This is a genomic window from Psychrobacter fozii (assembly GCF_003217155.1).
Classification (GTDB): Bacteria; Pseudomonadota; Gammaproteobacteria; order Pseudomonadales; family Moraxellaceae; genus Psychrobacter; species Psychrobacter fozii.
Window position 1 is genome coordinate 1 of record NZ_QJSU01000010.1, and the last position, 26,137, is coordinate 26,137.

At 42.6% G+C, this 26,137-nt stretch carries 25 protein-coding genes, 1 tRNA gene and 1 pseudogene; 13 read left to right on the plus strand and 14 right to left on the minus strand.

From position 1 onward, the window contains the following. A pseudogene (locus DFP82_RS14955) lies at nt 1–158 on the minus strand (Na+/H+ antiporter NhaC); the annotation flags it as partial. Nucleotides 159–356: 198 nt separating this feature from the next. Continuing rightward, nucleotides 357–431 (minus strand) — tRNA-Gly (locus DFP82_RS12205). An 848-nt stretch (nt 432–1,279) separates the two neighbouring features. Here DFP82_RS12205 and DFP82_RS12210 point away from each other — a divergent pair. From DFP82_RS12210 to DFP82_RS12225, 4 genes are all read left to right on the plus strand, one after another. Then, complete coding sequence (locus DFP82_RS12210) at nt 1,280–2,092, plus strand: M48 family metallopeptidase (RefSeq protein WP_110924000.1); 813 nt, start codon at nt 1,280–1,282, stop codon at nt 2,090–2,092. Nucleotides 2,093–2,452: 360 nt separating this feature from the next. Then, nucleotides 2,453–2,776, plus strand: a complete 324-nt coding sequence (locus tag DFP82_RS12215; RefSeq protein ID WP_110924001.1) for a BolA family protein — start codon at nt 2,453–2,455, stop codon at nt 2,774–2,776. 89 nt (nt 2,777–2,865) lie between these two features. Continuing rightward, on the plus strand, nt 2,866–3,225 hold the full coding sequence (locus DFP82_RS12220) for a SirB2 family protein (protein WP_110924002.1): 360 nt from the start codon (nt 2,866–2,868) through the stop codon (nt 3,223–3,225). A gap of 147 nt (nt 3,226–3,372) precedes the next feature. Next, nucleotides 3,373–3,774 (plus strand): hypothetical protein, encoded by a 402-nt coding sequence (locus tag DFP82_RS12225; RefSeq protein WP_110924003.1) that lies wholly within the window; start codon nt 3,373–3,375, stop codon nt 3,772–3,774. Between the two features lie 172 nt (nt 3,775–3,946). Here DFP82_RS12225 and DFP82_RS12230 read toward each other — a convergent pair whose 3' ends face one another. The 3 genes from DFP82_RS12230 to DFP82_RS12240 form a co-directional block, all read right to left on the minus strand. Continuing rightward, a complete protein-coding gene (locus DFP82_RS12230) occupies nt 3,947–4,384 on the minus strand; it encodes a thioredoxin domain-containing protein (protein WP_110924004.1) in 438 nt (145 codons plus the stop codon). Nucleotides 4,385–4,482: 98 nt separating this feature from the next. Further along, entirely contained in the window at nt 4,483–5,103 is a 621-nt protein-coding gene (locus DFP82_RS12235) for a class I SAM-dependent methyltransferase (protein WP_110924005.1), read from the minus strand. A 157-nt stretch (nt 5,104–5,260) separates the two neighbouring features. Continuing rightward, the gene (locus DFP82_RS12240) at nt 5,261–6,133 is read right to left on the minus strand and encodes an MBL fold metallo-hydrolase (RefSeq protein WP_110924006.1); all 873 of its coding nucleotides are present in this window, start codon (nt 6,131–6,133) and stop codon (nt 5,261–5,263) included. Nucleotides 6,134–6,401: 268 nt separating this feature from the next. Between DFP82_RS12240 and DFP82_RS12245 the strand changes: the two genes are divergently transcribed. From DFP82_RS12245 to DFP82_RS12270, 6 genes are all read left to right on the plus strand, one after another. Then, the gene (locus DFP82_RS12245; protein WP_425450612.1) at nt 6,402–6,773 is read left to right on the plus strand and encodes an ArsR/SmtB family transcription factor; all 372 of its coding nucleotides are present in this window, start codon (nt 6,402–6,404) and stop codon (nt 6,771–6,773) included. A gap of 72 nt (nt 6,774–6,845) precedes the next feature. Next, nucleotides 6,846–8,555, plus strand: a complete 1,710-nt coding sequence (locus DFP82_RS12250) for a SulP family inorganic anion transporter (RefSeq protein WP_110924007.1) — start codon at nt 6,846–6,848, stop codon at nt 8,553–8,555. Between the two features lie 162 nt (nt 8,556–8,717). Further along, entirely contained in the window at nt 8,718–9,044 is a 327-nt protein-coding gene (locus DFP82_RS12255) for a protein tyrosine phosphatase family protein (protein ID WP_110924008.1), read from the plus strand. A 155-nt stretch (nt 9,045–9,199) separates the two neighbouring features. Further along, nucleotides 9,200–9,532, plus strand: coding sequence for a protein tyrosine phosphatase family protein (locus DFP82_RS12260; protein ID WP_110924009.1), 333 nt, complete (start codon nt 9,200–9,202; stop codon nt 9,530–9,532). 202 nt (nt 9,533–9,734) lie between these two features. After that, a complete protein-coding gene (locus tag DFP82_RS12265; protein WP_110924010.1) occupies nt 9,735–10,490 on the plus strand; it encodes a glutathione S-transferase family protein in 756 nt (251 codons plus the stop codon). Nucleotides 10,491–10,630: 140 nt separating this feature from the next. Next, nucleotides 10,631–11,491 (plus strand): bile acid:sodium symporter family protein, encoded by an 861-nt coding sequence (locus tag DFP82_RS12270; RefSeq protein ID WP_110924011.1) that lies wholly within the window; start codon nt 10,631–10,633, stop codon nt 11,489–11,491. Between the two features lie 83 nt (nt 11,492–11,574). Here DFP82_RS12270 and ahpF read toward each other — a convergent pair whose 3' ends face one another. Beyond that, nucleotides 11,575–13,152: an alkyl hydroperoxide reductase subunit F gene (gene ahpF, locus DFP82_RS12275; RefSeq protein WP_110924012.1), complete on the minus strand. Its 1,578-nt coding sequence runs from the start codon at nt 13,150–13,152 to the stop codon at nt 11,575–11,577. A gap of 479 nt (nt 13,153–13,631) precedes the next feature. Here ahpF and DFP82_RS12280 point away from each other — a divergent pair, with 479 nt between their 5' ends. Beyond that, the gene (locus DFP82_RS12280) at nt 13,632–13,880 is read left to right on the plus strand and encodes an HP1242/YdcH family protein (protein WP_110924013.1); all 249 of its coding nucleotides are present in this window, start codon (nt 13,632–13,634) and stop codon (nt 13,878–13,880) included. 163 nt (nt 13,881–14,043) lie between these two features. Here the strand turns inward: DFP82_RS12280 and ahpC are convergent, their stop codons facing one another. Next, nucleotides 14,044–14,610 (minus strand): alkyl hydroperoxide reductase subunit C, encoded by a 567-nt coding sequence (gene ahpC / locus DFP82_RS12285; protein WP_110924014.1) that lies wholly within the window; start codon nt 14,608–14,610, stop codon nt 14,044–14,046. Between the two features lie 316 nt (nt 14,611–14,926). On the opposite strand from ahpC, the gene DFP82_RS12290 reads away from it, so the two are divergent. Continuing rightward, complete coding sequence (locus tag DFP82_RS12290) at nt 14,927–15,835, plus strand: hydrogen peroxide-inducible genes activator (RefSeq protein WP_110924015.1); 909 nt, start codon at nt 14,927–14,929, stop codon at nt 15,833–15,835. A gap of 17 nt (nt 15,836–15,852) precedes the next feature. After that, nucleotides 15,853–16,563 (plus strand): HD domain-containing protein, encoded by a 711-nt coding sequence (locus DFP82_RS12295; RefSeq protein ID WP_245905718.1) that lies wholly within the window; start codon nt 15,853–15,855, stop codon nt 16,561–16,563. Here DFP82_RS12295 and DFP82_RS12300 read toward each other — a convergent pair. The 7 genes from DFP82_RS12300 to DFP82_RS12330 all read right to left on the minus strand — a co-directional run bounded on the left by DFP82_RS12300 (nt 16,537) and on the right by DFP82_RS12330 (nt 25,556). After that, nucleotides 16,537–17,139, minus strand: coding sequence for a methyltransferase domain-containing protein (locus DFP82_RS12300; protein WP_110924016.1), 603 nt, complete (start codon nt 17,137–17,139; stop codon nt 16,537–16,539). The two genes, DFP82_RS12295 and DFP82_RS12300, sit on opposite strands and share 27 nt — an antisense overlap. 112 nt (nt 17,140–17,251) lie before the next feature. Beyond that, nucleotides 17,252–17,914 (minus strand): M48 family metallopeptidase, encoded by a 663-nt coding sequence (locus DFP82_RS12305; protein ID WP_110924017.1) that lies wholly within the window; start codon nt 17,912–17,914, stop codon nt 17,252–17,254. A 25-nt stretch (nt 17,915–17,939) separates the two neighbouring features. Next, nucleotides 17,940–19,628, minus strand: coding sequence for a DUF1513 domain-containing protein (locus tag DFP82_RS12310; RefSeq protein WP_110924018.1), 1,689 nt, complete (start codon nt 19,626–19,628; stop codon nt 17,940–17,942). A gap of 3 nt (nt 19,629–19,631) precedes the next feature. Next, nucleotides 19,632–20,783 (minus strand): imelysin family protein, encoded by a 1,152-nt coding sequence (locus DFP82_RS12315; protein ID WP_110924019.1) that lies wholly within the window; start codon nt 20,781–20,783, stop codon nt 19,632–19,634. Between the two features lie 116 nt (nt 20,784–20,899). Beyond that, on the minus strand, nt 20,900–22,573 hold the full coding sequence (locus DFP82_RS12320; protein WP_245905719.1) for a di-heme oxidoreductase family protein: 1,674 nt from the start codon (nt 22,571–22,573) through the stop codon (nt 20,900–20,902). 442 nt (nt 22,574–23,015) lie between these two features. Next, nucleotides 23,016–24,476, minus strand: a complete 1,461-nt coding sequence (locus DFP82_RS12325; RefSeq protein ID WP_110924020.1) for an imelysin family protein — start codon at nt 24,474–24,476, stop codon at nt 23,016–23,018. A gap of 423 nt (nt 24,477–24,899) precedes the next feature. Continuing rightward, nucleotides 24,900–25,556, minus strand: coding sequence for a YiaD family glycine zipper/OmpA-like lipoprotein (locus DFP82_RS12330; RefSeq protein WP_110924021.1), 657 nt, complete (start codon nt 25,554–25,556; stop codon nt 24,900–24,902). Between the last annotated feature and the right edge of the window lie 581 nt (nt 25,557–26,137).

The following is a 26,137-nucleotide window of genomic DNA, read 5'->3' on the forward strand; positions in this document are numbered from 1 at the left end:
AAGGCGCCAATGCCCAGTAAGACACAGATGGCGAGTATCAAGGAGAGATGCGGCACCCAACCAAAGCCGATCATGGTAACACCCATGATGGCGATGACGATGGCTGATATGATGAAGGCTTGCTGAGGGGAGATATGGGTGAGAATTCTTGGAGGCATGATGCGCCCTTATGATGCAGGTTGGTTTGAGATATTGAAGGGTTTACTGGTTTCGTCTGTAGCCATGCTCTTGACTGGTTGCTGGCTTTTTATTAGCACTCCATACTTCTACTGGTTCATCGACCAAATTTTATCCATAAAAAAATCCTCACTTCTTATCATAAGAAGTGAGGATTTAGTGCTTTTTCAAGCCATATTTGGAGCGGGAAAAGAGATTCGAACTCTCGACCCCAACCTTGGCAAGGTTATGCTCTACCACTGAGCTATTCCCGCTGATTATCGAATTGTAGTGTTGTTAACAACAACTCCGTCTCGATAGGCTGGCTATTCTATCAAAATTCCTGAGTGTGTCAACACCTTTTTTCATATTTATTTCCAATATTTTCACTTTAAGTCTCTATTTCTAGAGAGTTTACCTATAAGTAATTGATTTAATAATAAGTATCTCATTTACTGAAGTAATCATTATTTTCACTAGTGATGAAAATATTATGTACCTTCATCATGAACTATGTTTAATCGCGTCTATGCCCATCAACCAAACTGCTATTTTCATAGTGCATCGCTACGTTATTCTATAAATAAATATTAAAAACATATTTCACTCTAGGGCGTGTCCTCATTTTAGAAATGGTGATAAAAATGAGCTAAATTGCAGTCAAACAAGGAAAATAGCGCAGATAATATCGAGATATTAGTCAGCTATTTGACACCGTTTGGCAAGATTTAGCCATTTTTAACCCATTTAGATGACTATCGATTGAATTGAGGACACGCCCTAATACATACGATAATTGTCAACACTCAAGGTATGCGATACAAACCAACCAAGTAGAGATAATACGTATAGCAAAGTTGATATAGTAGCAGAACAAGCGATGTTTGATGATACTCTACTTACAATCATACGTTGTGTTGTTACTGTTTCTACATTGGTTTTAGGCTATTAACATTATTATACTTATGGGCAATGCCAGTTTGGGTAAAATTTTACTATTAAGACAGATAAATAGAGTAATAAGTGCTGTCCACATATCAGCCAAGAATTATCATTTGACCTATTTTATAGATATATACTTTGTACAACTTCTACTTTTATCATTTACAGCGAGGATTTTTTTATGAAAAAGCTACTGACCACTACCGTGATGGCAGTGTCACTGTCCACACTGACTTTAGCAGGCTGTACTAGCACGACCAACACGGGTGCCGTTGGTGTCAACCGTCAGCAGCTGCTATTAGTTTCTAGTGAGCAAGTCCTTCAGTTATCAGCGGAAAGCTACGCGAATACACTGAAAGAAGCCAAATCAAAGGGCGTACTAGACAAAAATACAGCTCAGCTTAATCGCCTAAAGATTATTGCTAATCGTTTAATCGGTCAGGTTGGCACTTACCGTACAGATGCGGCAGCGTGGGACTGGGAAGTGCATACTATCCAATCTGACGAACTAAATGCCTTCGTTGTACCTGGTGGTAAGATTATGTTTTATTCAGGTATTATCGATCGCTTGAGCCTAACTGATGATGAGATTGCAGCGATTATGGGACATGAGATGTCACATGCGCTACGTGAACACTCACGTGAGCGTCTGTCGCGTGAATATGCAACGCAAACAAGTATCGGTGTGGCTGCTAGCATATTTGGCTTATCACAAGGACAGGCTGAGTTAGCAGGTACTGCTGGCAATTTAGGTTTGAGCCTACCCCACAGTCGTACTCAAGAGTCTGAAGCTGACCAAATTGGTCTTGAGCTGATGGCACGTGCAGGCTACAACCCACAGGCAGCGGTTAGCTTATGGCAAAAAATGCAGAAGGCAAGCGAAGGCGAGCCACCACAATTCTTGAGCACTCACCCATCTAGCAGCAGTCGCATTTCTCAATTACAGGCATTGATGCCTAAAGTAACGCCGCTGTATCAGCAAGCCCGTCGTTAATCAAAACTTATTGGTAGATATCACGTTTTGAGCCAATATTTATAGATTATAAGAGCAGAGTGCACATGAAGTATTGTGCTCTGCTCTTTTCATTTTTAGTAAGAAATGACAATTTTAGTAAGAAGTGACAATGACTATTGAGTTTGGAAATTGAGCGTATCGCTATTAATCGCGTTATTACTGATGGTTATATTTGTTAGCCATATGCTTGGTAAGTAAGAACAATTTATTTGTCTACGCATTTCAAGAGCATGCAGTCTGGATAATTGTGTCTGCTATAATGCCCACAATATATAATCTACACATTGCTAAATATTATTAAGCAAAATACTGTTGAGCAAAACATATGGAAGGATTGTTATGACTACCACACCGACTGCCAATGCACTTAATGCGGAGCTACAAGTTCTGCAGTCACAACATTTAGAACTGGTCAATGAGTCAATGAATCATGCTGGTTATTTCGATGGTAAAGAAAGCCATTTTAAGCTTACTATTGTCAGTAATGCTTTTGAAGGCAAACGCTTGGTCGCACGCCATCAGCTCGTATATGGACTGGTTAATGCGCTACTGACCTCACAAGGTGGTCAAGTACATGCTCTAGCTATTCATGCTTATACGCCCGTCGAGTGGCAAGGCCAAAGCCCTGATAGTCCATTATGCGCTGGACAAAACAAAGCTTAGAATGTTGTTATTTAGATCACATGTTTTCATATAATAATTGAATGCTATAAACAAGCTGACCAATGCAAATTTAAGGAAAACCATATTCAATGAAACACTTACATATGCTAATGGCATTACTGATCATTGTGCTATTTATATACCAGAGTTATTTGGTATTAAGTTCTAACAGACGAGCGCCACGTGCGGTGAAGATAGCGTCTCATATTCTCTATGCGCTCATTATCGTATCAGGCGCAGTGATGCTCATGCAGCTAATGAGTGTCAATGCCCCTGTCCAATGGGCTTTCGCCAAAATAATTTTGCTCTTCACTGCTATTAGCGCTAGTGTAAAAGCATTCAAGAATCATGCAACACCTGCCCAAAGAAAAGCGGGTATTGTCATTGCGGGTATCGCGTATTTTGGTATTGTAGTACTGGCCTTTACAAAGCCTGGCAACTTATTTTAATCCGTCTGCCGTATTAAAGTTGTACATATAGCAAGACTACTCAGAGGCAAAATATTGGATAATCGAGGGACTTTCAATATCTTAATCACATTATTTTTGCTATCTTGAATATATACAAAGACAATAATTCAGCCTAATGGAGCCACCATGAAAACTCTTACTACAGCGACGTTACTAGCCACAGCTGGTATTTTGGGGCTCTCAGGCTGTGCCTCTACAGGTAATGTCACACCGCAGTATGTGCCGCCAAGCACCTATCAAAGCTATGATTGCCAAGCACTTAGCCAAGAATATACTCGTGTTAATCGCTATGTAGACGCAGCACGTAACGAGCAGTCAAGCTTATCTGCCTCAGGTGTCGGTGTTGGGATTTCTGCAGGGCGTTGGGGTATCTCTCCTAATATCAGCTTTGGTCTGGGCAAAAGCAACAGTACTCAAGCACGCGATGCCAAGTTATCACGGCTCTATGGCGAGAGTGATGCCATAGTACAATCTGCACGTATTCAACGCTGTAGCTTCGTCAACGGTATCAAAATTTATGGTGAGTAGCATTTAAATAAGATGAGCTATATTCGATAGCTTCGAGTATCCATAGTTTCGGGTCTCCATACCTTCGAGTGTCCATAGTGTTAGACAGTTGTTATGATTAAAAAAGCCAATACGCGATCAACGTATTGGCTTTTTTGTGACTAATTATCACGACTATAAACTTATCTGAAGCTTAAGCGCTCAAGCTTCGTACCCACTGGATGATTTGGTCACTGGGCAGTGCGCCCGACTGCCGCGCGATTTCTTTACCGCCTCTAAAGGCAACCATAGTCGGCAAACTACGGATGTTATAAGGGGCTGCTGCTTGCTCGTATTTATCCGTTTGTATCTTTGCAAAAACTACTTGCGGCAACTGACTGGCCGCCACTTTGAATTGCGGCGCCATCATAATGCATGGTTGGCACCAACTTGCCCAAAAATCAACGATGGTCAATACCTCATTCTTTTGAATAAATTTGCTGACCGTTTGCGCGTTCAACTCGTGTGGGCTTGCCGTCAGTAGTGGCTGACCACATTTACCACATTTTGGTTCAGCACTTAATCTGGCTGCTGGTACGCGGTTGGTCGCGTGGCAATGTGGGCAGACTAGATGGAAGTTTTGCTCATTCATGATTTGATTCCTATTCTAATTATTCTATTGTCTTAACAGTTCGGCTTGGATAGATTGATTATACAAACAACTTTATTATGATGATGTATAGTCATTCTCTACAGCACTTGCGCTGCCACACCACTATACACGTAGCTCATCGGTCGTGGACCTGGCAAGTATGCTTCGCTTAACTCGTCGATGGCAAAACCACCTGCTCTAATCAGTGCTGGAATATCGCGATCTAAATGACACCCTCCTGCTATAGGTTTCCAAAAAGGTGTCAATCGATGCTGCCAACGCTCGACAGAAAGATCTGGCGCTAATCCATGCTCACAAAATAACAAACGACCATCAGGTTTTAGCACTCGTGCCATTTCTTGAAGTGCCGATACCGGATCGTCGATACTACATAAGGTAAAGGTCATCACAATCGTATCAAATCGATCCGTATCAGCGTGAATGCCTTGAACATCCACGGCTATCACTTCAACTGGAATGCTAATGTCACTCGCCCGCTTACGTGCGAGTGTCTGCATCTGAGCCGCTGGGTCGATACCAACAATAGAAGAGACTCGTTTGGCATCATAAAACGGTAGATTCAAACCGCTACCAATTCCAACTTCGAGTACTTCACCTAGTGCTTGAGGAACAATTTTAGACCGCGCTTTCATCACATTACCCGCACTACAAGCGACATCGATCAGCTTGGGCAATACATAACGTTCGTAAGGGTTCATTGCTCTCTCCAGTTATCGCCGAACTTAGCGCTTGCAGGTAGCTATACCGAGCTTCTATATAGCGGACCATCTACAGATTAGCATTATTATAGATATCTAGCATACGATACTTGCGTCGTGCTGCACGGGATGACAACTTTCACTTATTACACGTTTTTTATTTACCGAGCGCATTAATCGGTACTTTCAGATAACGGATACCATTGTCTTCCGGCTCTGGGAAATGACCTGCATCAATATTAACTTGTACCGAAGGAATAATTAGGCGCGGCATATCAAGCGTAGCATCACGGCGCTCACGCATTTCTACAAACTCGGCTTCATTGATACCCTCTTTCACATGGATATTCCCCAGTTTCTGCGCTGCCACAGTAGTGGTGGGACAGTGCTTACGACCCTTGCTTGGATAGTCATGACACAGATACATCATCGTATCGTCAGGGAGTGCTAGCAGCCTTTTGATGGAGTGATACAAGGTTTTTGCATCCCCACCGGGGAAATCGCAGCGAGCCGTACCCACATCTGGCGCAAACAAAGTATCTCCGACGAATACCACTGTTTTTTCGTCATCAGCAGCAACATACGCCATATCAGCTCGCGTGTGACCCGGCACATACATGACCGTAATAGTAATATCGCCAAGCGCTAATATTTCACCATCATCTGTCAAAATATCAAACTGACTGGCATCCGTGCGAAAACTGGTATCGAAATTAAAGATTTGCTTGAATGTTTTTTGCACTTCGGTGATATGCTGCCCTATGACGAGCTGACCACCTAACAATTCTTTGACGTGTGCAGCTCCTGAGATATGATCAGCATGGGCATGGGTTTCTATAATATAGACCAGCTCCCAACCCTGCTCACGGACAAACTCAATCACCTCATCGACACTCGTAGTGCCAGTACGTCCTGACTTGGCATCAAAGTCTAATACGGGATCGACGATGGCACATACTTGCTTCTGGACATCTGCCAGTACGTGAGTATAGGTTTCTGTATCGCTATGTAAGAATGAATGGACTTGCATGGCTGCCTCTTTGTATTTCTATGAATATTTTAGTTTTTAATAAATTCTTAAGTATAATATGCGCTCGGCTCTCGTATCTGCAGCGACATATCAATTGACTGTGCATACTAACATAGCAGTTATTATACATTTTATAAATTTATATAATGTAAATAAATATAACTTGATAAAGACTCATGTATCATTGATAATTAATCACGTTTATCTATAAATGCTATACCCTACTATTTATACTTAATATAAGGAGCTCGCTCTGAAACCTTCAGCATTGAGCACAGCTACAACTAGCCCGAGCGACCCTATATCACCTAGTGAGACAGAGTCTGCACCTAAAGATCTTGCTGAGCAAATGAAACAAGCTTCGATGCAAGCCAGCCAGCTATTAAAGTCACTCTCGCATCCTGATAGACTGTTACTGCTATGTCAGCTGACTCAAGGAGAGTATTGCGTCAGTGAGCTTGAAAGCTTAGTCGGTGTTGGACAACCAAGCTTGTCACAGCAGTTGGGCATCCTACGCAAAGACGAGCTAGTCTCGACACGCCGTGAAGGCAAGCAAATCTACTATAGCATTGCCAGTGACGATGCTTTAGCGGTTCTAGATCTCCTTTACCAACGCTTTTGTGCCAAAACAGACGGATAGATTATCCGCTTAATAATCGGCTGTAATAACGTTCAACACACTCTAACTTTTTTATCATGATGACGTATTGCTATGCTTTCTCTTGCCACTCGTCTAATTCCCGCTTGGTTGCGTCAATACAAGCTATCTGCGCTGCCGACTGATGTCATCGCAGGATTGGTCGTTGGTGTGCTCGTGATTCCGCAAAGCTTAGGTTATGCGGTGCTAGCAGGTCTGCCACCTGTATATGGCCTATACGCCGCTATCGTACCCGTCATGGTCTATGCATGGATAGGCTCGAGTAATATTCAAGCAGTGGGGCCTGTCGCTATCACTGCGATTATGACCGCCAGTAGTCTGCATCCTTATGCAGCAGAAGGCGCTCAACAGTATGTATTGATGGCCAGCTTGTTATCATTGATGGTTGGGGCGATGTTATCGTTAGCTGGGTGGCTAAAGCTTGGCTGGATCATGCAGTTTATCAGTCGCGGGGTTTCTGCTGGTTTTATCAGTGGTGCCGCGGTACTTATCTTTATCAGTCAGCTGAAATACCTAACGGCTATTCCCATAGCAGGAAATGGCTTATTCGGTTATTTGTCCAGTATGCAACTGTATGCCCGCCAGCTACATCCGCTCACCTTACTCATTGGTGTGATCGCTTTTGCGCTGTTGGTTGCCAATCGTTACGGCAGTCAATGGGTATGGCAATCTTGGTTGCCCTCTATCTATGCTAAATGGGCAGAGCGCTTATTTCCGCTTATTCTGCTCGGCATTGCGATTGTCATGAGTATGAGCTTACATTGGACCACAAACGGTGTGGCAACGATTGGTAGTATTCCGCAAGGGCTACCGACCTTTACCTTTCCCTATGTACCCAACTTCGATGTCGCCCTCAACCTATTACCTAGCGCGGGGCTAATGGCGCTGATTGTATTTGTCTCAAGCAGCTCAGTCGCTAGCAATTATGCCCGTCTGCGCGGTGAGAGCTTCAATGCCAACCGCGAGCTGACTGGACTCGGGTTTGCCAATATTGCTGGTGGTTTCTTTCAAAGCTTTGCAGTCGCTGGTGGATTTTCTCGTACTGCTATCAATGCTGACTCAGGCGCCAAAACGCCTGTTGCCAGTTTGGTAACGGTGATGGTGATGATTGCAGCTTTGATTGCTTTTGGCAACGCACTAGCGCCACTGCCCTATGCGATACTAGGCGCAACCATCATGGCCTCTATTATCAGCCTCATTGATATCACGACATTGAAGTCAGCATGGCAACGAGACCGCTTAGATGCGGCCAGCTTTATGGCGGCATTTGTAGGAGTACTGATATTTGGGCTAAATACGGGCTTGGTTATTGGTCTTATGGTGTCGTTTGCTAGCCTGATTTGGCAATCGAGCAAACCGCATGTGGCAATCGTCGGACAGCTCGCCGGCACGGGACACTTTCGCAATATCAATCGTCATGACGTGCTGACGTTTAGTCACTTGTTGATGCTACGTATCGATGAAAGCTTATTTTTTGGTAATAGTGAATCCGTTCATCGCCGAGTGATACATGCCACCCAACGATACCCGCAAGCGTACGAGATTGTTCTTATTATGTCAGCCGTAAATCACATTGATTTGACTGGACAAGAGATGCTCATCAGCTTAAATAAAGAGCTGCTGATTCAAGATAAACACTTAAATTTTAGCTTTATTAAAGGGCCTGTCATGGATATCATTGAAAATACCCCTGTGATCACCGACCTCTCAGGACACGTTTATTTAAGTACAATGGATGCAGTAGATGCGCTAAAGGATATATGAACCAACGCTTATAGACTAAATCAATGACCATTATTGTCTGTGGCAAGATATAGCTATGATAAAAGCTGTGTTATGCTAGTCATCAAACATACTATAGAGAAACGGCATCTAGCCATACCTCTATCTTCAAATGCCTTTTTATATCCGTAACCGAAGCGACTTATGACCGATAACATCACTATTTATAAGCAAATCTATCCAAGCCAATGTCTCAAAATTGCTGAACTTGGCTACCGCTCTGTGCTCAATATTCGTCCTGATGCTGAGACAGAAACGCAGCCGAATAGCTGTGACTTTGCCAGTGCAACTGCAAACGCAAATTTGACCTATCATCACCTACCATTTGATGATGAGCGCTTAAGCATGCTGACTGTCGAACAGTTTGCTGATTTTTATCACTCTATGCCCAAACCTATACTTATGTTCTGTGGTACTGGTGCACGCGCTAAACTGCTTTATCAAAGTGCCTTAATGCAAGGTCTGCTATAAAATTATTAAATTTATAAAAACTGATGCATTTATAAAGACTGTTACGATGTTTACATAGCTCATCTTTAGAATTTTGCGCATTCAGCTTAGGCTTAGTACAGTCATTAAAGACCAAACACGTCACTCTCTCATATAAAAAATAACAAGGAGCTCCCATGAGCCATCAAGTTAGCTTTACTGGACAAATCACCCCTGATCAAGTACCGATGATTGCCGAAAACGGCTTCAAAACCATCATTAACAACCGTCCAGATGGTGAAGAACCAAATCAACCGACCAGCGCTGATATTGAAGCCGCTGCGAAAGAAGCAGGACTTGCTTATAAAGAGATTTCTTTTGCTGGTAACGAGCTAAATCAAACTCACGTCGAAACGTTTGCTGACTTTTTTAATCAAGCTGAACAGCCAATGCTGATATTCTGCCGTACCGGTAACCGCTCAAACGGTATCTATGAAGCAGCCAAGCAAATGGATTTGTTAGACGACTAATTCGTTGATTGATGAATTATGACAATCGTCACAGACCATTAATAATTGCGCCCGTCCAACATTTGGATGGGCGTTTTCTGTTAGAGCTATCGCTAATAATGAACTTGCTATTACGTGCATACTAATAGAATATCGTACTGATGAACATTTAACACTCAGCACATAATCAAACTCTATTTGTGAAACTTGATAGGACATCATTATGAAACATTCACAAGAACCTCTACTCATTATCGGTAATAAAAACTATTCGTCATGGTCATTGCGTGCTTGGTTATTGCTAAAGGCATTCGACATTGATTTCGATGAACAGCTGATTGAGTTGCTTCATCCGTCATCTAAAAAAATTCTTGACGAGCACGCGCCAACGGGAAAGGTGCCCGTTTTAGTATATGGTCAAGGTGATGATAAGGTGACGGTATGGGATACTTTAGCGATTGCCATTCATGCCAATGATTACCTGACAGATATAGATATTTGGACGGGGTTGAGCAAATCTGACGCTGACACTACTGATGATAATAGCCACAGAATAAATAGCGTCTATTGCCAGAGTATCGTTGCTGAAATGCATTCAGGACTGATGGGTATTCGTAGTGAAATGCCGATGAATATCAGAGCCACTGCGAACATACAGCCAAGTGGTGAATGTTTGAGTGATATCGCCCGTATAGAAGATATCTTTGCGGATTGTTTAAAATCTCGCTCAACAGACAGCTATCTGTTTGGTCAATTTACGGCTGCCGATGCGTTTTTTGCCCCTGTGATTCTACGCTTGCAAACTTATGCGGATGCCTCAGGCATAAAGTTACAACCGATGACCAAGCAGTACTGTGATGCAATGCTAAACAACCCTCATATACAAACTTGGCGAAATGCTGCGCTTACAGAAACTCGTATCATTGAAGAAGACGAAGCGGGCCAGATAGTCTCATTGGTTGGCGCATTGGCGGAGTAAAACTGAATCCAACCCACATCAAACTTTGGGTGAAAGGTTTACTAAATTTTTAATAACACTTAAGATGATAGAGACACAAGGAATGTGATCTATTTAAAAAGCCATTTTAATATGGCTTTTAATTCAACAAGGAATGTTTTATGAGCGGTACTGCTCTGGCTTTACTCCCACTGGCTCTCGCCTACATTATGTTTACCTTAGGAACAGGGCTAAAACCCAGTGACTTTAAGGTTATCGTCAATTACCCCAAAGCTTTTTTTGTAGGCCTCGTCAATCAAGTTATTTTCGTGCCTTTGATTGCTTTGGCAGTCATCCTAGTAATGGCACCACCACCAGAAATTGCTTTTGGTATTATGCTGATTAGCTTTTGCCCCGGCGGCGTCACGAGCAACATGCTCACCTACTATGCCAAAGGTAATGTCGCACTGTCAGTCGCCCTCACTGGCGTGGTCAGCCTACTATCTGTCATTACCTTGCCTATTTTAATCACCTTAGCGTTTAACCACTTTATGCAAGACCAAACGGGCTCTATTAGCGCGTTAAAGATTGGCGCTGTCATGTTTCTCTTAACGACGTTACCGGTTACCCTCGGTATGCTAGCTCGCTATAAGTTCACCGATTTTATGGTACGTAGAAGCAGTATTCTAAATGGCTTGGCCAGTATCTTCTTTGTGTTAATAGTCTTCGCTGCCATCGCTTCTAACTGGGAGCTGCTAAAGTCACAGTTGACATCAATGGGGCTTGAGCTTGTTCTTATTATTATGGCTTTATTTATATTTAGTATTTTGACCTCTAAATTATTAAAGCTGAGCTGGTTTGATACCAAAACCATCTCAATAGAGACGAGCATTCAGAACAGTACGACTGCGATTACTTTAGCACCTATCATTATGGGAACAGCTGTTGGCTTGCCTGCCATCGCTTTACCTGCGGCGGTATATGGTGTGCTGATGTATGTGATTGCGCTACCAGTTATTGCGTTGATTCGGAATAAGAACTGATTTTAGTAAACATAAAAAAACCACCTCAAAAGAGGTGGCTTCTTACACTAACATTAGCACTTTACGGTTTGGATCTGAACAGCTTATTGCATGACTAAATATTCAAATGCTGATAATGCTGCTTTACTACCCTCACCCATCGCAATGTTGATCTGTTTAAAAGGAACAGTCGTGACATCACCACAAGCAAAGATACCTTTGCGATCCGTACGGCAACGCTCATCAATCTCAATCTCACCAAAACGATTTAAATCAACAAAACCTTTGATAAATCCAGTATTCGGTACTAGGCCAATTTGTACAAACACTGCTGCCAAATCTAATTCTTTGGTGTCACCCGAATTACGGTCTTCATACACAATAGAGCTAACTTTACCGTCTGTGGCTTTGATCTCTTTGGTCGCCGCGCTGGTAATGATGTCAATATTGGCTTTTTCTTTGGCTTTATTGATTAACACCTGATCCGCTTTTAAATCATCAGCAAACTCAAATACCGTGACATGTTTTACGATACCTGATAAATCAATCGCGGCTTCAATACCAGAGTTACCACCGCCAACGACCGATACATCTTTACCTTTGAAGAAAGGTCCATCACAGTGAGCACAGAACGCCACGCCTTTACCGATGTTCTCATCTTCGCCCGGTACGCCAAGCTTACGCCATTGAGCACCTGTCGCTAGGATAATACTACGAGTCTCAAACATCTCACCAGTATTCAGATGGATACGGTAGTTCTCATCTTCAGTTTCACTGATTTCTTTCACGCTCACGTGTTCTTTTAGCGTGATGTTGTATTCGTGCAGATGCTTAACAAAGTTGTTTGATAAGTCCGTACCGTTCGTTAATGGTACTGAAATCAAGTTTTCGATGTCTTGCGTGTCTTTGACCTGACCACCGATACGATCAGCAACCATAGTTACTTTTAGGCCTTTACGAGCGGTGTAAATCGCAGCTGCCACTCCTGCAGGACCTGCACCAATGATGGTCACGTCTTGCTGCTCTAGTTGATCAGCATCGTCTTCTACTTCTGACAATAAATCAGGGAACTGCTCTTGCAATTTTCCGATCAATTTAGCAGTGTCGATTAGTCCGTTAGCAAACGGCTTACCGTTTAAAAATACCGCTGGTACACCTTGGATGTTGTTCGCTTCTACCTGTTCTTGGAACAATGCACCATCGATCATCTCATTGCTGATATCGTCGTTCAGTAGCGCAAATTGGTTTAACGCTTGGACCACTTCTGGGCAGCTATGGCACGACAGCGATACATAGGTTTGGAACTGTAAGGGCTTATTAAAACGCTTGATTAACTTCTGGATACCTTCATCCAATTTTAGCGTATGACCACCCGCTTGTAAGATAGCCAAAATAAGCGAGGTAAATTCATGACCGCCTGGGATACCGCTAAAGACGATACCTGTATCTGTCAGTGAGCCATCGATATGACTGACTACTTTAAAACTGATTGGGCTTGGTAGACTGTCATCGTTCGCTGTCGCATCAAAATTGATTTTATCCGTCGTACCAGCGATTTTAGTCAAAAAATCAATCAACTCTGCACGCTTACTATGCTCGCCGCTACCCAATACAAAAGTAATAGGACGAGTCATGTTTTCACTGTAGCTCTTAATCGCGTCTAATAAACCTTGATCTATCATGTTTGTTCCTCTTCATTACTGGATATGTAACGGCAACTGTTGTGTTGCGCGTTCAAATATGGATTATTTAGTATTAATAATGTTGTCTAAAATATTATAGGCAATAAGCTTATGCCCTTTGATGTCTCTATTATCATAGGTTTGGAGGATTTGGGCAAGCTGAGAAACTCAAACCTTATGTTTTATAAAACCAATCATAAATCATTATTTAAAATTAAATATTAATCCATATGCAGATTAATTATCATAGTATAGAGGTTGTTTTTTCGCTACAATCAAGTAAGGCCGATAAGAAAAATTCTTATTTGTCTCGTAACAGATTGGCTTTTTCATAGGTTTATCATGAGGCCTCTCTGCTGGTATTAAGCCTTATCAATATTGAGTGAACGTTTTGGCTTAATAAAAATCAAGTCTCAAAATCATAACGACAATGCGCGGATGCTTATTGTTAGCTTGCGCTTCATAACAAGGATGAACACATGAGAAAGACTGATACTTTGCAAGACAACCGAGATGTTATTACTGAACTTAGGCAAAAAGACAGCCATTTTGCCAATATTTTTGATGAACACACTCAGCTTGATCAACAGATTAATCATCTGGAAAAAGATTTGGTAAAGCATGCTAGCCGTGATGAAGAAATAGAACAAATGAAGCGGCGAAAGCTGCAACTAAAAGATGAGATTTATAAAATAATCGATAAAAACAAATTACAATCTCATGCTTAATACATCATTTGTGATTGAACAGTAAAAATACTGATTAGTAAACGACATAAAAAGACCCCATCAACTTATGCTGATGGGGTCTTTGTTTATAGCATTGATATAGCCAATAGCTCTATATCTAACACTGCAAATATCTAAATCATTTGACTGATTGAGCCATTACTTAGATTTTACCAACAAGATCAAGACTTGGTTTTAGCGTTTCTTGACCAGCTTCCCAAGCTGCTGGGCAAACTTCGCCGTCGTTTTCACGAACGTACTGTGCTGCTTTCACTTTACGTAACATGTCTTTTGCACTACGGCCGATACCGCCAGCATGGATTTCAGCAACTTGAATCAAGCCATCTGGATCTACTAAGAACGTACCACGTTCAGCTAGACCAGCTTCTTCGATCATAACGTTGAAGCCACGGGTGATTTTACCAGTAGGATCGCCGATCATTGGATACTGTACTTTACCGATTGCATCTGAAGAATCATGCCATGCTTTATGCGTGAAATGAGTGTCAGTTGATACTGAGTATACTTCTACGCCTAGGCCTTTTAGCTCGTCATAATGAGCTGCCATGTCTTCAAGTTCAGTTGGGCAAACAAAAGTAAAATCGGCTGGGTAGAATAAGAAAATAGCCCAGTTGCCTTTTACGTCTTCTGAAGTGATGGTTTTGAACTCACCGTTTACGTACGCATCTGCTGAAAATTCTGGGATTTCTTGATTGATGATAGACGCCATGATTGGCTCCTTTATAGTTAAGTTAATTGGAATTTTTTGGTATGGATGTTTCTGTTAAGCCTTTAGTACTTTGGGCTACCTGACAAACTATACGCGAATTCTATCGTTAATCCAGTTAAAAGTTTTTAATGTGATGTTTTGTTTTATTAAACTTGTTAAACTATTATCTCTATTTTTTATCATCAGTGCGTGATACGTCATTGACTATATAACACATAGATTACATTAAGGTGACACCAAGGTCAGATATCGAACGGATACACCAAATAAGTCACCACAGTGCACCCTGTTAAAAGCCCATTAATAGAGAGGTTTTATGATTACTTTACGTCAGCTCGAGTTTGCCTTAGCAGTGGCCAAACACCGTCATTTTAAACGTGCAGCGGAAGACTGTAACATCTCTCAGTCTGCGCTGAGCTTGGGTATTGCCGAGTTAGAAAAGCAGTTGGATACACAGATTTTTGAGCGTAACAATAAGCAAGTATTGATTACTCCTATTGGCGAGGACATTCTAACGCGGGCGCAGCGAGTATTTTCTGAAGTTAGTGATTTGACCACACGTGCCCACAGCCATCAATCGCCGCTTGCATATCCGATGACCGTCGGCATCATTCCAACGATTGCGCCATACTTGCTACCGAAAGTATTGCCTGCCCTGCGAGCTCACCATCCAGAGTTTCGCATGACCATCGTTGAGCAACAGACAGAGCGCTTGCTAGAGCAAGTACGTTACGGTCATATCGATACTGCTATTATTGCACTGCCTTATGCGGTAGATGGACTACATAGCTTTGAGTTTTGGAGCGAAGACTTTTTTGCTGTATTCCCAAAAGAAGACGTGCATGCCAAGCTTGAAACCATCAATGCAGATGAGCTAGCAACTGCCAATCTCATGCTGCTGGGCGAAGGGCACTGCTTAACCGATCAGACGCTTTCTGTCTGTCATTTTGATCGTGCACAGATGAAATCAAGCTTTTCAGATGCCAGCTTGAACACACTTATTCAAATGGCGCTTGCCAATATGGGCACAACGTTAGTACCAGAGATGGCATTAGATCAACTTCATCTACAAAACCAAAATGCCGTTGCGGTACCATTAGCTGAGCAAGGCCCTCATCGCCATATTGCCTTTGTCACCCGTCTGAATTACGCTCGTGTCGATGATGTCAATCTGCTTGGCAAAGTATTCAAGCAAGCTTTTGAAGATGCGGCCAATAAAGCATAAATGGTAGGTTATAAAAGATGAATATGAACGAGTTGTCGCAAATGAACACTGAGCTAGGCAATCGTTTCTATGTTCATCTATCTGCTATTAATAGTCATGTCACGCCAAAAGAAGCACAAGCACTCTGGCAAGATATCGCTGTGCGTTATAACGAAGAACAACGCGCTTATCATACCCTGCACCATATTCAGCAGTTATTTGGACAGTTCGAACAAATTAAGCGCCATCTTAATGAGCCAAACATTATCGCATTGGCAATGTATTATCATGATGTGATATATGAGTCAACACGCTCGGACAATGAGCTAAAAAGTGCAGAATTTGCAGTAGAGGTGTTAGGGCATTATTTAGACGCTGACCAATGCCAACATATATATGCCCTAATTATGATGACTGCTATCCATGAAATTGACGAGTTTGATGAATGGTCAGATATAGCTAAAGAGAAAAACAGCTATAGCGATGCAGCGTATTTATTAGATATGGATTTAAGTATTTTGGGTGCCTCGTGGCTGATGTATGAGAAATACGCCAAAGCAGTACGCCAAGAGTATCTTCATGTTCCGATGGCAGATTACTGCGCCGGACGAATGGCCGTCTTAAAAGGATTGTTAGCACATCCCAAGCTCTATCTGACTGAATACTACTATGATCAGTTAGAAGCGCAAGCTCGGGATAATATCAAGCGCGAGATTAATTCGCTACTTCACTCGCAGCTTAACGAATAGCTCACTACCCTGCCGTGCAGAATGCGAGTTATAACTTGGCTCCATTATTTCTATATCAAAAACGCTCTCAAAACGCTGTTGGTATTCTTCTTTCGTGCCACCGAATGGTGGTTCTTGTCGCCCAAAATCTCTATCAAACAGCAAGCCGATCAGCTTACCTTTAGGTTTTAGCAACGCAGCCATTTGCTCGACATACTCATCTCGGCGTGCTGGATTTATCGCACAAAAAAACGTTTGCTCAAGCACCCAATCAAACTGATGTTGCTCAGGTGATAAACCAAAGAAATCTGCGCAAATTAAATGCTCAGTCGGAAAGTCAGGATAACGCTCAGCAAATGCTTGAATCGGGGCAGGTGCAAAATCAACCAAGGTAACATTGGTAAAACCTTGCTCATGTAGATAACCTACCTCGTATGCATTGCCCGCACCCGGTACTAAAATAGCCTGATCTTTCGCGGATTCAGATAACTGATCAATATAAGCTTTGAGCGGTGGTGATACCTCTCCCATGTCCCAACCGATACTGTCTTGCTCATAACGCTGTTGCCAAAAATCAGCCTGATTGACACTTTCCATATGACATCCTTATCTATCTGGTTTAATCATTGAAACACAAACAATTACAACGGCACAAAACGCACCGTTCTCATCTATCATATCAGCCTTATTTATTTTCTGACGTATATCTTTAATCTAGCTGTCCGGTTTTACCTGCCAGCATATTATGCCAATGCTGATAATCCGGCATCGCTGTCGCTACTGTCTGCCAAAATGCAAAACTATGATTGGCATGATGCAAATGGCACAGCTCGTGAACGATGACATATTCGGTACATTCAATGGGATAAGCGGGAAGATAGACAGATAACCATACCCGACGCACACGCGTATTGCAGCTGCCCCAGCGTGTATGCATTTTTTTTAGACGTACCTCATTGGCACGGGCACCAACGATGGGTTGCCACTTGTCAAACAAAGAAGGGATAACGTCGGAGAGCTGTTGCCGATAATAGGCGATTGTGTCATCGGGGCTGAGTGTAAAGGGCTGAGCTATGTCCCATAATAATAGCGGGCTATTGGTAGTTGAGGACTCGGTTAAGGTGTGCTGTTTGCGCTTATACTGTTCCAATACTTGTGCATGATTAGCCACTGCCCACGATAGGCGCTGAGCAACAGCCTGTACAATCTGTGCAGCACTCATAGATACTGGCACAGATACCATCAACAGATAAGGCTTTAGACGAAAATTAATATTTTTGACACGTTTTTTAGTAACCTGTAGCTCAATGCCTGCTTGTGCAAGTTGTTGCTTGGCGAGTATTGATATCGATGTCGTATCTTGTGTCGCCATCGTTATCTATTGCCTCTCTCACTTATCACAACAATGCCTGCAAGTGGTTATCAAAAGACATTTTGTGTCGCTGACTGTCTTGAATAATTCGATCAGCTAACGCCACTCTCTCATCTAATTGTTCATCTGCTTGGTTTGCCGCTTGAGCTGATGGAGCCACATTCAAAGTTGTCAGTTGCCCTTGCCCATCGCTAACGATAAAACCTAGTAATTGATTTTCTGATAACAGCGCATTGTGCCCGTTAGACTCGTTATAACTATTACGAGATGATACCGATGCCCCTGCACAATCTGGCAAACTTACTGTATCAATCAGCGCGCGAGTGGTTAAATCATAAATAGCCGCACATCCACCAATAGGTGTCGTTACGCATAATAGATTGCGCTCACTATCGACCGCCACACTGGCGATATACTGATGAAAGCGTTGCCATTGATTATTCGGCATCGTAAGCGGCTCAAAATCAGTATCACCGCGCTTATGTGTGAGCACTAATGGCACATTAATATGCCTCTCACCTTGGAACTGGATGCCAATCATCACCGTACCATCGTCATGCATGGCTAAATGGCGGACGCTCATCTGATTATGCTCAGGAATGACCTGTTCAAGCAATGCCCCATCATGACGGTTCAGATACACCAGCGATGGTCGCATGGTATCTAAGTTTAGCTCTTCACGAGAGGCTTGCTCAGTTTTAATCCCACCATTCGCGATAACGAGCGTCTCACCATCTGGATGCATAATTAGCTCATGTGGACCGATGCCATGTGAGTCAAACTCTGCAATTTTTTGATAGCCTTGGTTGATATCATAAATACCAACTTTACCCGCTAAATCAACCGTATTGTTTTCGGTGACATACAGCAACGTGCCGTCCAAACTGTAGCAAGCATGACCATAAAAATGACGATTCATGGATGCTTCGATAGCATACTTTACTCGACCAGTTGCCGTATCCAACACCCAAATTTTTTCACTGGGACGGCGACCCATGACGACGACATCACGAGTTGCTTGGCTATGAGAGTCAGACAACGCTGGCTGAACGACAATATCATGCACACGCTCTGGCATGGTCGTTTGCCAGACAATTTGGCGATCTGCATCGATACCGACGACCCCATAGCCATCGACGCGTTCCTCATCGCTCGTTAAAGCGGCTGACTGTGGCATTGATGCGACACCACTCACCCAACATACGGGACGTGCCAGCATGGTGGTGGTATGAACTGTAGAAAAATCTGGAATCACATCAGCACTATTAATACGACTATCAACATGGCTATCAACACAACTATCGCCATCATAATCCATGCTCGATGGGTAGCTTTGATAAGCCTGATGCCAAGTATTGGTAGTCTGCTGATAGGCGTACTGTAGCCTTGATAATTGTTGCGTAGCGGCTGACTGGGGTGACGTCAGTAATGGTAGCTGTGATGATACCTGTAACGACAGTGACTGAAACTGCGTACCTAGCCCGATCACATAGTCTTGCAAACGCGCAGATGAATAACGCTGCTTACGGTAGCGATGGTGCATTCCAACCAACGCTGCCGTACTAAGCACTGTCAGTGCCGACGTTTTCAGCACTTCCTGCTTAAAGCATCTATCTAATAGACTTAAACGCTTGATACCGTTTGTTTCAGTAGCATCTATTTCGGTAGCGTCTATTTCGGTAGCATCTTTTACTGTATCACCCTGTGTCTGCATCGCTTAATCACCATCTGTGCTATTAAATCCGACACGAATACCGAGTGTTGGAATCAATTGACGTTTAATCAGGCGTGTTATCGTCGTTAGATGATCATACAACGCTTGCTGCGAGTCTTTATCTGCCGTCGCTAAGTCTTCTGGCATTTGCGCCAGTAGCGTGGTGGTTTCAGCCAGTTCGGTTGATAAATTATTACCCACTTCGCTGTCGTTATTACTGTTTAGTATTTCGGTCAATACTGGATCAGTCAGCACTTTATTCAATGTCGCTAACTTCGCATTGATAATCGCGCGACTTTGTGCGGCAGTAGCAGCAGGTAGATGGCCTTTCGCTTTACCAGTTAGACCCAGTGGTTGATCGATAGCGTTAGATTTCATGGTTTCGACCAACGATAGCAAAGAGTTGAACCATTGGTTCAGTCCTTGGTCGCTGTCAGCTACTTTATCGATTGCCAATAACTGCGTTGAATTCTGCTGCCAGTTTTTCTCAATCTCTTTTAGGCGTGTGCTCAACGCACTGCTTGCACTGATGACATAAGCACATTGGCCAGCGTCTAAACTGTCATTCGCATATAGTGCTTCTTCTAGTCCTGGGACACCTTGGACAATCGCACTTTCGTTAGCGAGTTGCTCAGCGGTCAGCTGCGGATTAGCAGTGATGAGATCTGCAACGCCACTATGTACCAAGCCACGTTCGTCAGGATAGTAATTGATATATAGATTACTCATGCTGGCAGTCGCAGGACCAAAGTTAATCATCTCAGCGCTTGCCCATGCTTGTGCTAAAACGAGCCATTGATCGCGCAGCGCTTGTAGTTCCTCACCACTGACTGGTCCTGACTGGCAATGCGTTTCTGCCAAATCATGCAGTAGGTCACTTTGCTTGGCCACATCAGCATACGCTGGAATGACAATGTCATCAGCCACATGGGTCAGATAAGCGGTTTCAGTATCGGTACTGATGTCTACTGCATTAATTTTAGCAGTAATATCACCATTCTCTTCTGCTGGACTGCTAGCAGCAGCGCTGTCTTGCGCAACTTCTTGGCTGCCCGTCTCTGGTGCTTTATTGTCATCAGCAGGTTTAACACAGCTGATTAGCAATCCAGCGCTTAACGCAGATAATGCCATTGCCAAAGCATGGTTTATTTTCATAGGTTTCTCGGTATTTATATGAGTAATTATTTCAATCGTTGTATCTGTAATAGGACAGACTATTTTATTAATATCTGCCCTATTTAGGTATTAAATGTAAATAAACAACCGCGCTTTTATAATGACTTTAAGAACGCATTCAATTCAGCACGCCCTTGTTTATCAAGTTTGAGTACTTCTTTCTGTTGTTTTTCAGACTCTCCACCATGCCATAGAACGGCTTCCATCAAGGTGCGAGCACGACCATCATGCAAGAATGTCGCTTGTGGATCTACAATCTGCGCAAGACCTACACCCCATAATGCAGGTGTACGCCATTCGTAAGAATTGGCCAAAAATTCAACTTGCGCCTCTTTTGGTGGTAGCTTGCCAGCAATCGTACGGTCGGCAAGATCATCACCCATATCATGTATCAGTAAATCGGTATAAGGATAAATCACTTGTCCATGCTGCTCAAGACGATCATCGTCGGTTTTTGGCAACTGATATCTTGGTGTATGACAGCTCTGGCAGCCAATGTCATAGAAGCGTTTTTTGCCAGCCAAGACCAATTCATCATCCGCATCACGGCGATTTGGAACCGCTAGGTTACGAGTATAGAATTCTACAAACTTTGCCACGTCATCATTAACTTCAACAGGTGGTTTACCGTTACCTTGCTCATCAGCACCTGTCGTCGCATTCAGACAAGCGGTTTGCATCGGCATACAAGACTCATTAGGGCGGATATTTGACGTCAGCCCCATGTCTTCATTAAAGGCACTTTGGTTTTGGGTAATCAGCTTGGTTTGTCCCGCTTTCCAACCAAAGCGTCCGAGTGCATTTTTACCCGTTTGTGGATCCATTACCCAGTTGAATTTTCCGCTAATATTACCTTTTGACTTCATAGCTTGATTTTTGATAGCATCATCTGGAATCTGCTCCAGTAGCCCAAGCCCAATCATAGGTAAAGCCACACGCGGTGATACCATCAATTCATCATCTAATTTACCGTAACCAGGTTGGGTTAGGTTAAAAGTAGGTGCACGTAACGTTTCGACGTAGCCATCAGCAAAAGTAACTGGCTTATCTGTCCACTGTACCGATATCCTAGCTTCAGCAGGCACACCTTGGATACCGCGATCCTGAAGCTGACCACCATACATGGGATGCACTACTTTTTCGATTAAAGAGTCTTTTAGCTGTTGACGTTGCTCATCAGTCGTCGCAGGCATCGCCAGACGAATAAGCAAGCTATCGGCATCATCATCGGCGTTCATAGGTGCATGACCACGCCCGTCTTTTACATGACAAGACTGACAAGCGGCAACATTAAATAGTGCGCCCAGACCATCACGGCTATCGGTACTAGCAGGTGCGATGACCCACGGCTGCTTAAAGAATGCATTACCAATAAAGAACGAGCCTTTACGTGATGCCGTCAGGTTTGATGAAGGCTTCGAGTAACTCTCCGCACTACTGATACTGATACCAGTGTCACCGCCCTGTTTGATCTCTTGTGGATCAAAACTTGCTAACTGCTGCATTGGCACACCAGCGAGCGTTTCTATCGTTTCGATACGCTCAGGAGCTACCGCTTGGTTTTCACTATTTTCTACTGCAGCTTGCTCATTAGTATCAGAACCATCAGACGTACTGTCATTCGGCTGACAAGCACTGAGAGACAGCGCACAGAAGATACCAATTGTCAGTTTTGACGGTACATTTTTATTGATAAAAGAGGAGTGAAATGAGGCAGGTTTTTTGACTTTTGAGACGTTTTCGGTGTTCATAGAATTTGCGGTGTTCATAAAAAAAGTACCTTAGTTCTAGCATAGAACCATTAAAATCGCGGGCTATAAAGTTCTTCACTTTTAGTCGATAAGGCACAGCTAGACACCGACCTCTCAAGCTATTTTAATACGGCAAAAAAACACGTTGCCAACTTGGTCGACAACGTGCGTATTATACCTAAATTATTTTGCTAGGAAAATAATTCTCATTAGGGCGTGTCCTCATTTTAAAAATGGTGATAAAAATGAGATAAATTGCAGTCAAACAAGGAAAATAGCGCAGATAATATCGAGATACTAGTCAGCTATTTGACGCCGTTTGGCAAGATTTAGCCATTTTTAACCCATTTAGATTACCATCGATTGAATTGAGGACATGCCCTAGCTTATAGCGACTTATCAGGCATTATAAACAAATACAGTTGGGCTTTTGGCATACTGAGAATGTATAGCTCTCAACTTAAAATTGCGAACCTGCATCAGCGTCTAAGTTATCGATGCCAACTGCTTTTGCAGCATTTTCGATACCAACGGTCAGCTCTTGTAAACTAGTGATACCAGCCTCAACCCATCCACGGCGAACGTTTTGTTCTTCAGCAGAAATACCTTGCTTGCTTACTTGACCTGCAGTAGCAATCATTTGATCGATTTTAATACCTTCTTTTTCGCCTTTTTCAACAATCACGTTAAAGGCAGCTTCTACTTTAGCAAAATCTGTAACCAATTGATCAGCAGCCGCTTTGTTATCAGTATCAACGAGGTAGTCTTTTAGGCCATAACCGCCAACCGTTTTACCAGCGACTGTCTTGTAGTTACCGTTAAAGACATTTTGAATGCCGCGAGCATTATTGGCATAGCTTAGATGTGTTAAGTCACTGAAGCACTCATGCTCATCTTCGGTAGAGCCAGTAACGAAAGCAACCTGCATACGCTCAGAGGCAAGCTCGCCCAATGCTAGACTGCCCATTTGATACATAATCTGGCGCAGACCATTGTCATATTTACGTGCCATTAGATCGCTACGCAAGGTATTTTCGCTCTCAGGCTGCCACTCGGCTTCCATCGCGGTTAAATCGTCTACTAGCAACTGCGTAGCAGATGTCAAAAATTCGCCGCGACGCTCACATATACTAGCATCATCATTGACAGTATCACCACTGGTACATTGACCTGCTTCTGTTGCATAATCAGTCACAGGGCGATTACCGGCACCTTCGTTAACTCCATTGGTATCTTGACCCCATAGCATGAATTCGATGGCATGGTAGCCAGTCGTCACATTGGCTTCACTGCCACCAATCTCATTCATCTCTGCTAACAGCTCAGGCGTAATTGTAGTGGTATCTTGATTGATGCTACCAACCGTAATAGTATCGCTATTGATGATATTATCTTGACTGTTGTACTCGCCTTCATAGCTGTCACTGACATAATCAATCAATGCTTCGTCAAGTGGCCAAGCGTTCATTTGCCCTTCCCAACCATCGATGCTACCAATAGCACGTTTGTCATTTGCGGTCACAAAACCTTCGTCAAAACGGAAAATTTCAGTTTGTGAGTACGGTTGGCGAGCGGCTTTATAAGCAGCTTTTGCCGCATCAAGGTTTTCTTGAGTTGGTGTTGCTACGTATGCTTCTACTGCTGTTTGCAACAATTTAGCCGTATCTAGCGAGTCTTTGTACGCAGCGTGTGCCATATTTGCATAACTGCTGATCAGTCTGTCATTGTGCGCTTTATCAGCAGCTGATAGATCCGTATTGTCAGTAGCTTCTGCGTTTTGTACTTCTGTTTGAGTATCCGCACTAGTATCAGTATTTTCTTCGGTTTGCTTGGTACAACCTGACACCAATAACAACCCTGCAAGCGCAGCAGCTAAAGTAGTTGGTAAAGTCTTGCGGCTCATTACGGTAGTAATCGTCATACATATCCTCAGAATATAGCAAAAAAATTGGTTTTGATGAAAGTTCATCAATGATATTAGTGCATGTTACGGCAAGCTAGTTTATCCATGCATAGATTTTTTATTATGCACAACTAAAACATATAGTATTAAAACATTAAGAAAACTTTACAAATTATAGTAGTATTGATAATCATTATCAATATTTAATTTTGAACTGGCCTTTCACTAGATCTTGAACTGTAAAAGCAATCGCATTAAAAGCATTATTTAAGCGCCGATCTACTATGTCAGTTTCATGCTATCGATGTTTCATAGTCTGAAAAACAAATAAAATTATCAAATTCAATCCATAAAAAAAGACCAGCTTATCGCTGATCTTTTTTATGAATAATCTTAGCACTTATAATGATTATATAAACAATCGTTATATAGAACTACTAATTAGTTTACGCTCTGTGGCGCATTAACAGTTAACTCAACACGGCGGTTTTGTTGACGACCATAGTCAGTGCTGTTATCTGCTACTGGACGTGATTCACCATAAGCAACAACATTAACACGGTTAGAAGCAACACCGCGAGCCGTTAGATAGTTAGCAACTGAGTAAGCACGATCACGTGATAGACCCATGTTGTAAGAGTCTGAACCTTGGCTATCAGTGTGACCTGCAATAGTAATCGTGTTTTGATTATACTGGTTCATGGTAGTAGCAAGCTTATCAAGCGTTGGCTTGAAAGATGAGCTTAGTGTTGAATTGTCAAAAGAGAATGTGATGCTACCTGGCATTACTAGATCGATGTTACCAGTCGTTGGGTTTTGTTCAACAGTTACACCAGTACCAGCCATTTGCTGCTCAAGCTGCTTGGCTTGACGATCCATATAGTAACCAACGCCAGCACCCAAAGCTGCACCAATAGCAGCATCACGACCAGTCTCATCGCCACCAGTCGCTTTAGAGATAGCGGCACCACCAAGTGCACCAGCTAAACCTCCAAGCGTTGTTTTATTCAAACTTTGTTGCCCAGTAGTTGGATCAGTAACACAACCGCTAAGAACTAAACCTGATGCTACTGCTGCAATCATTAATGTATTACGCATAATATTTCCTCTTAAGTTTAAAAAATTGTGCTTTTTATAAATATTGTCTATTAATTGACGCTATGTAGTTACATGCACTCTCCAACATTATGGCAATTACAGTCTAACTATGTGTAATATTTTGTCACAACTGTGTACGAGAAGTGAAGACTAAATTTTCATGATCTTAGCCATCAACATGAGACCTTTTGCTACTGACTATAAGGTGTTATCACAAGTCACGTTTGTATTCGTACACTATGATTTGTTTCTGCTAAAATTATGCTGCAGCAATACTCAGAGCCAAAAATATAAATAACCTTGCTAAATAAACACCCATATTCGTCGAAATTTTTAACTTTATTTACCTTTTTAAGCATATCTGACGAAATAGGCACTAGGGTATGTCATCAATTAGATTGTGAGGCTTAAAATGAGAAAAATGGTAGATAAACAAGGAAGAAATTGCCACTAATATGAACATATTGGCAAAATTACTGACGATGTTTAGCAAAATTTAGCCATTTTAAGGCCACTAAATATATTTATGTGCTAATTGATGACACGCCCTAGTAAAGCACTGAATAACTTATAGACCAATA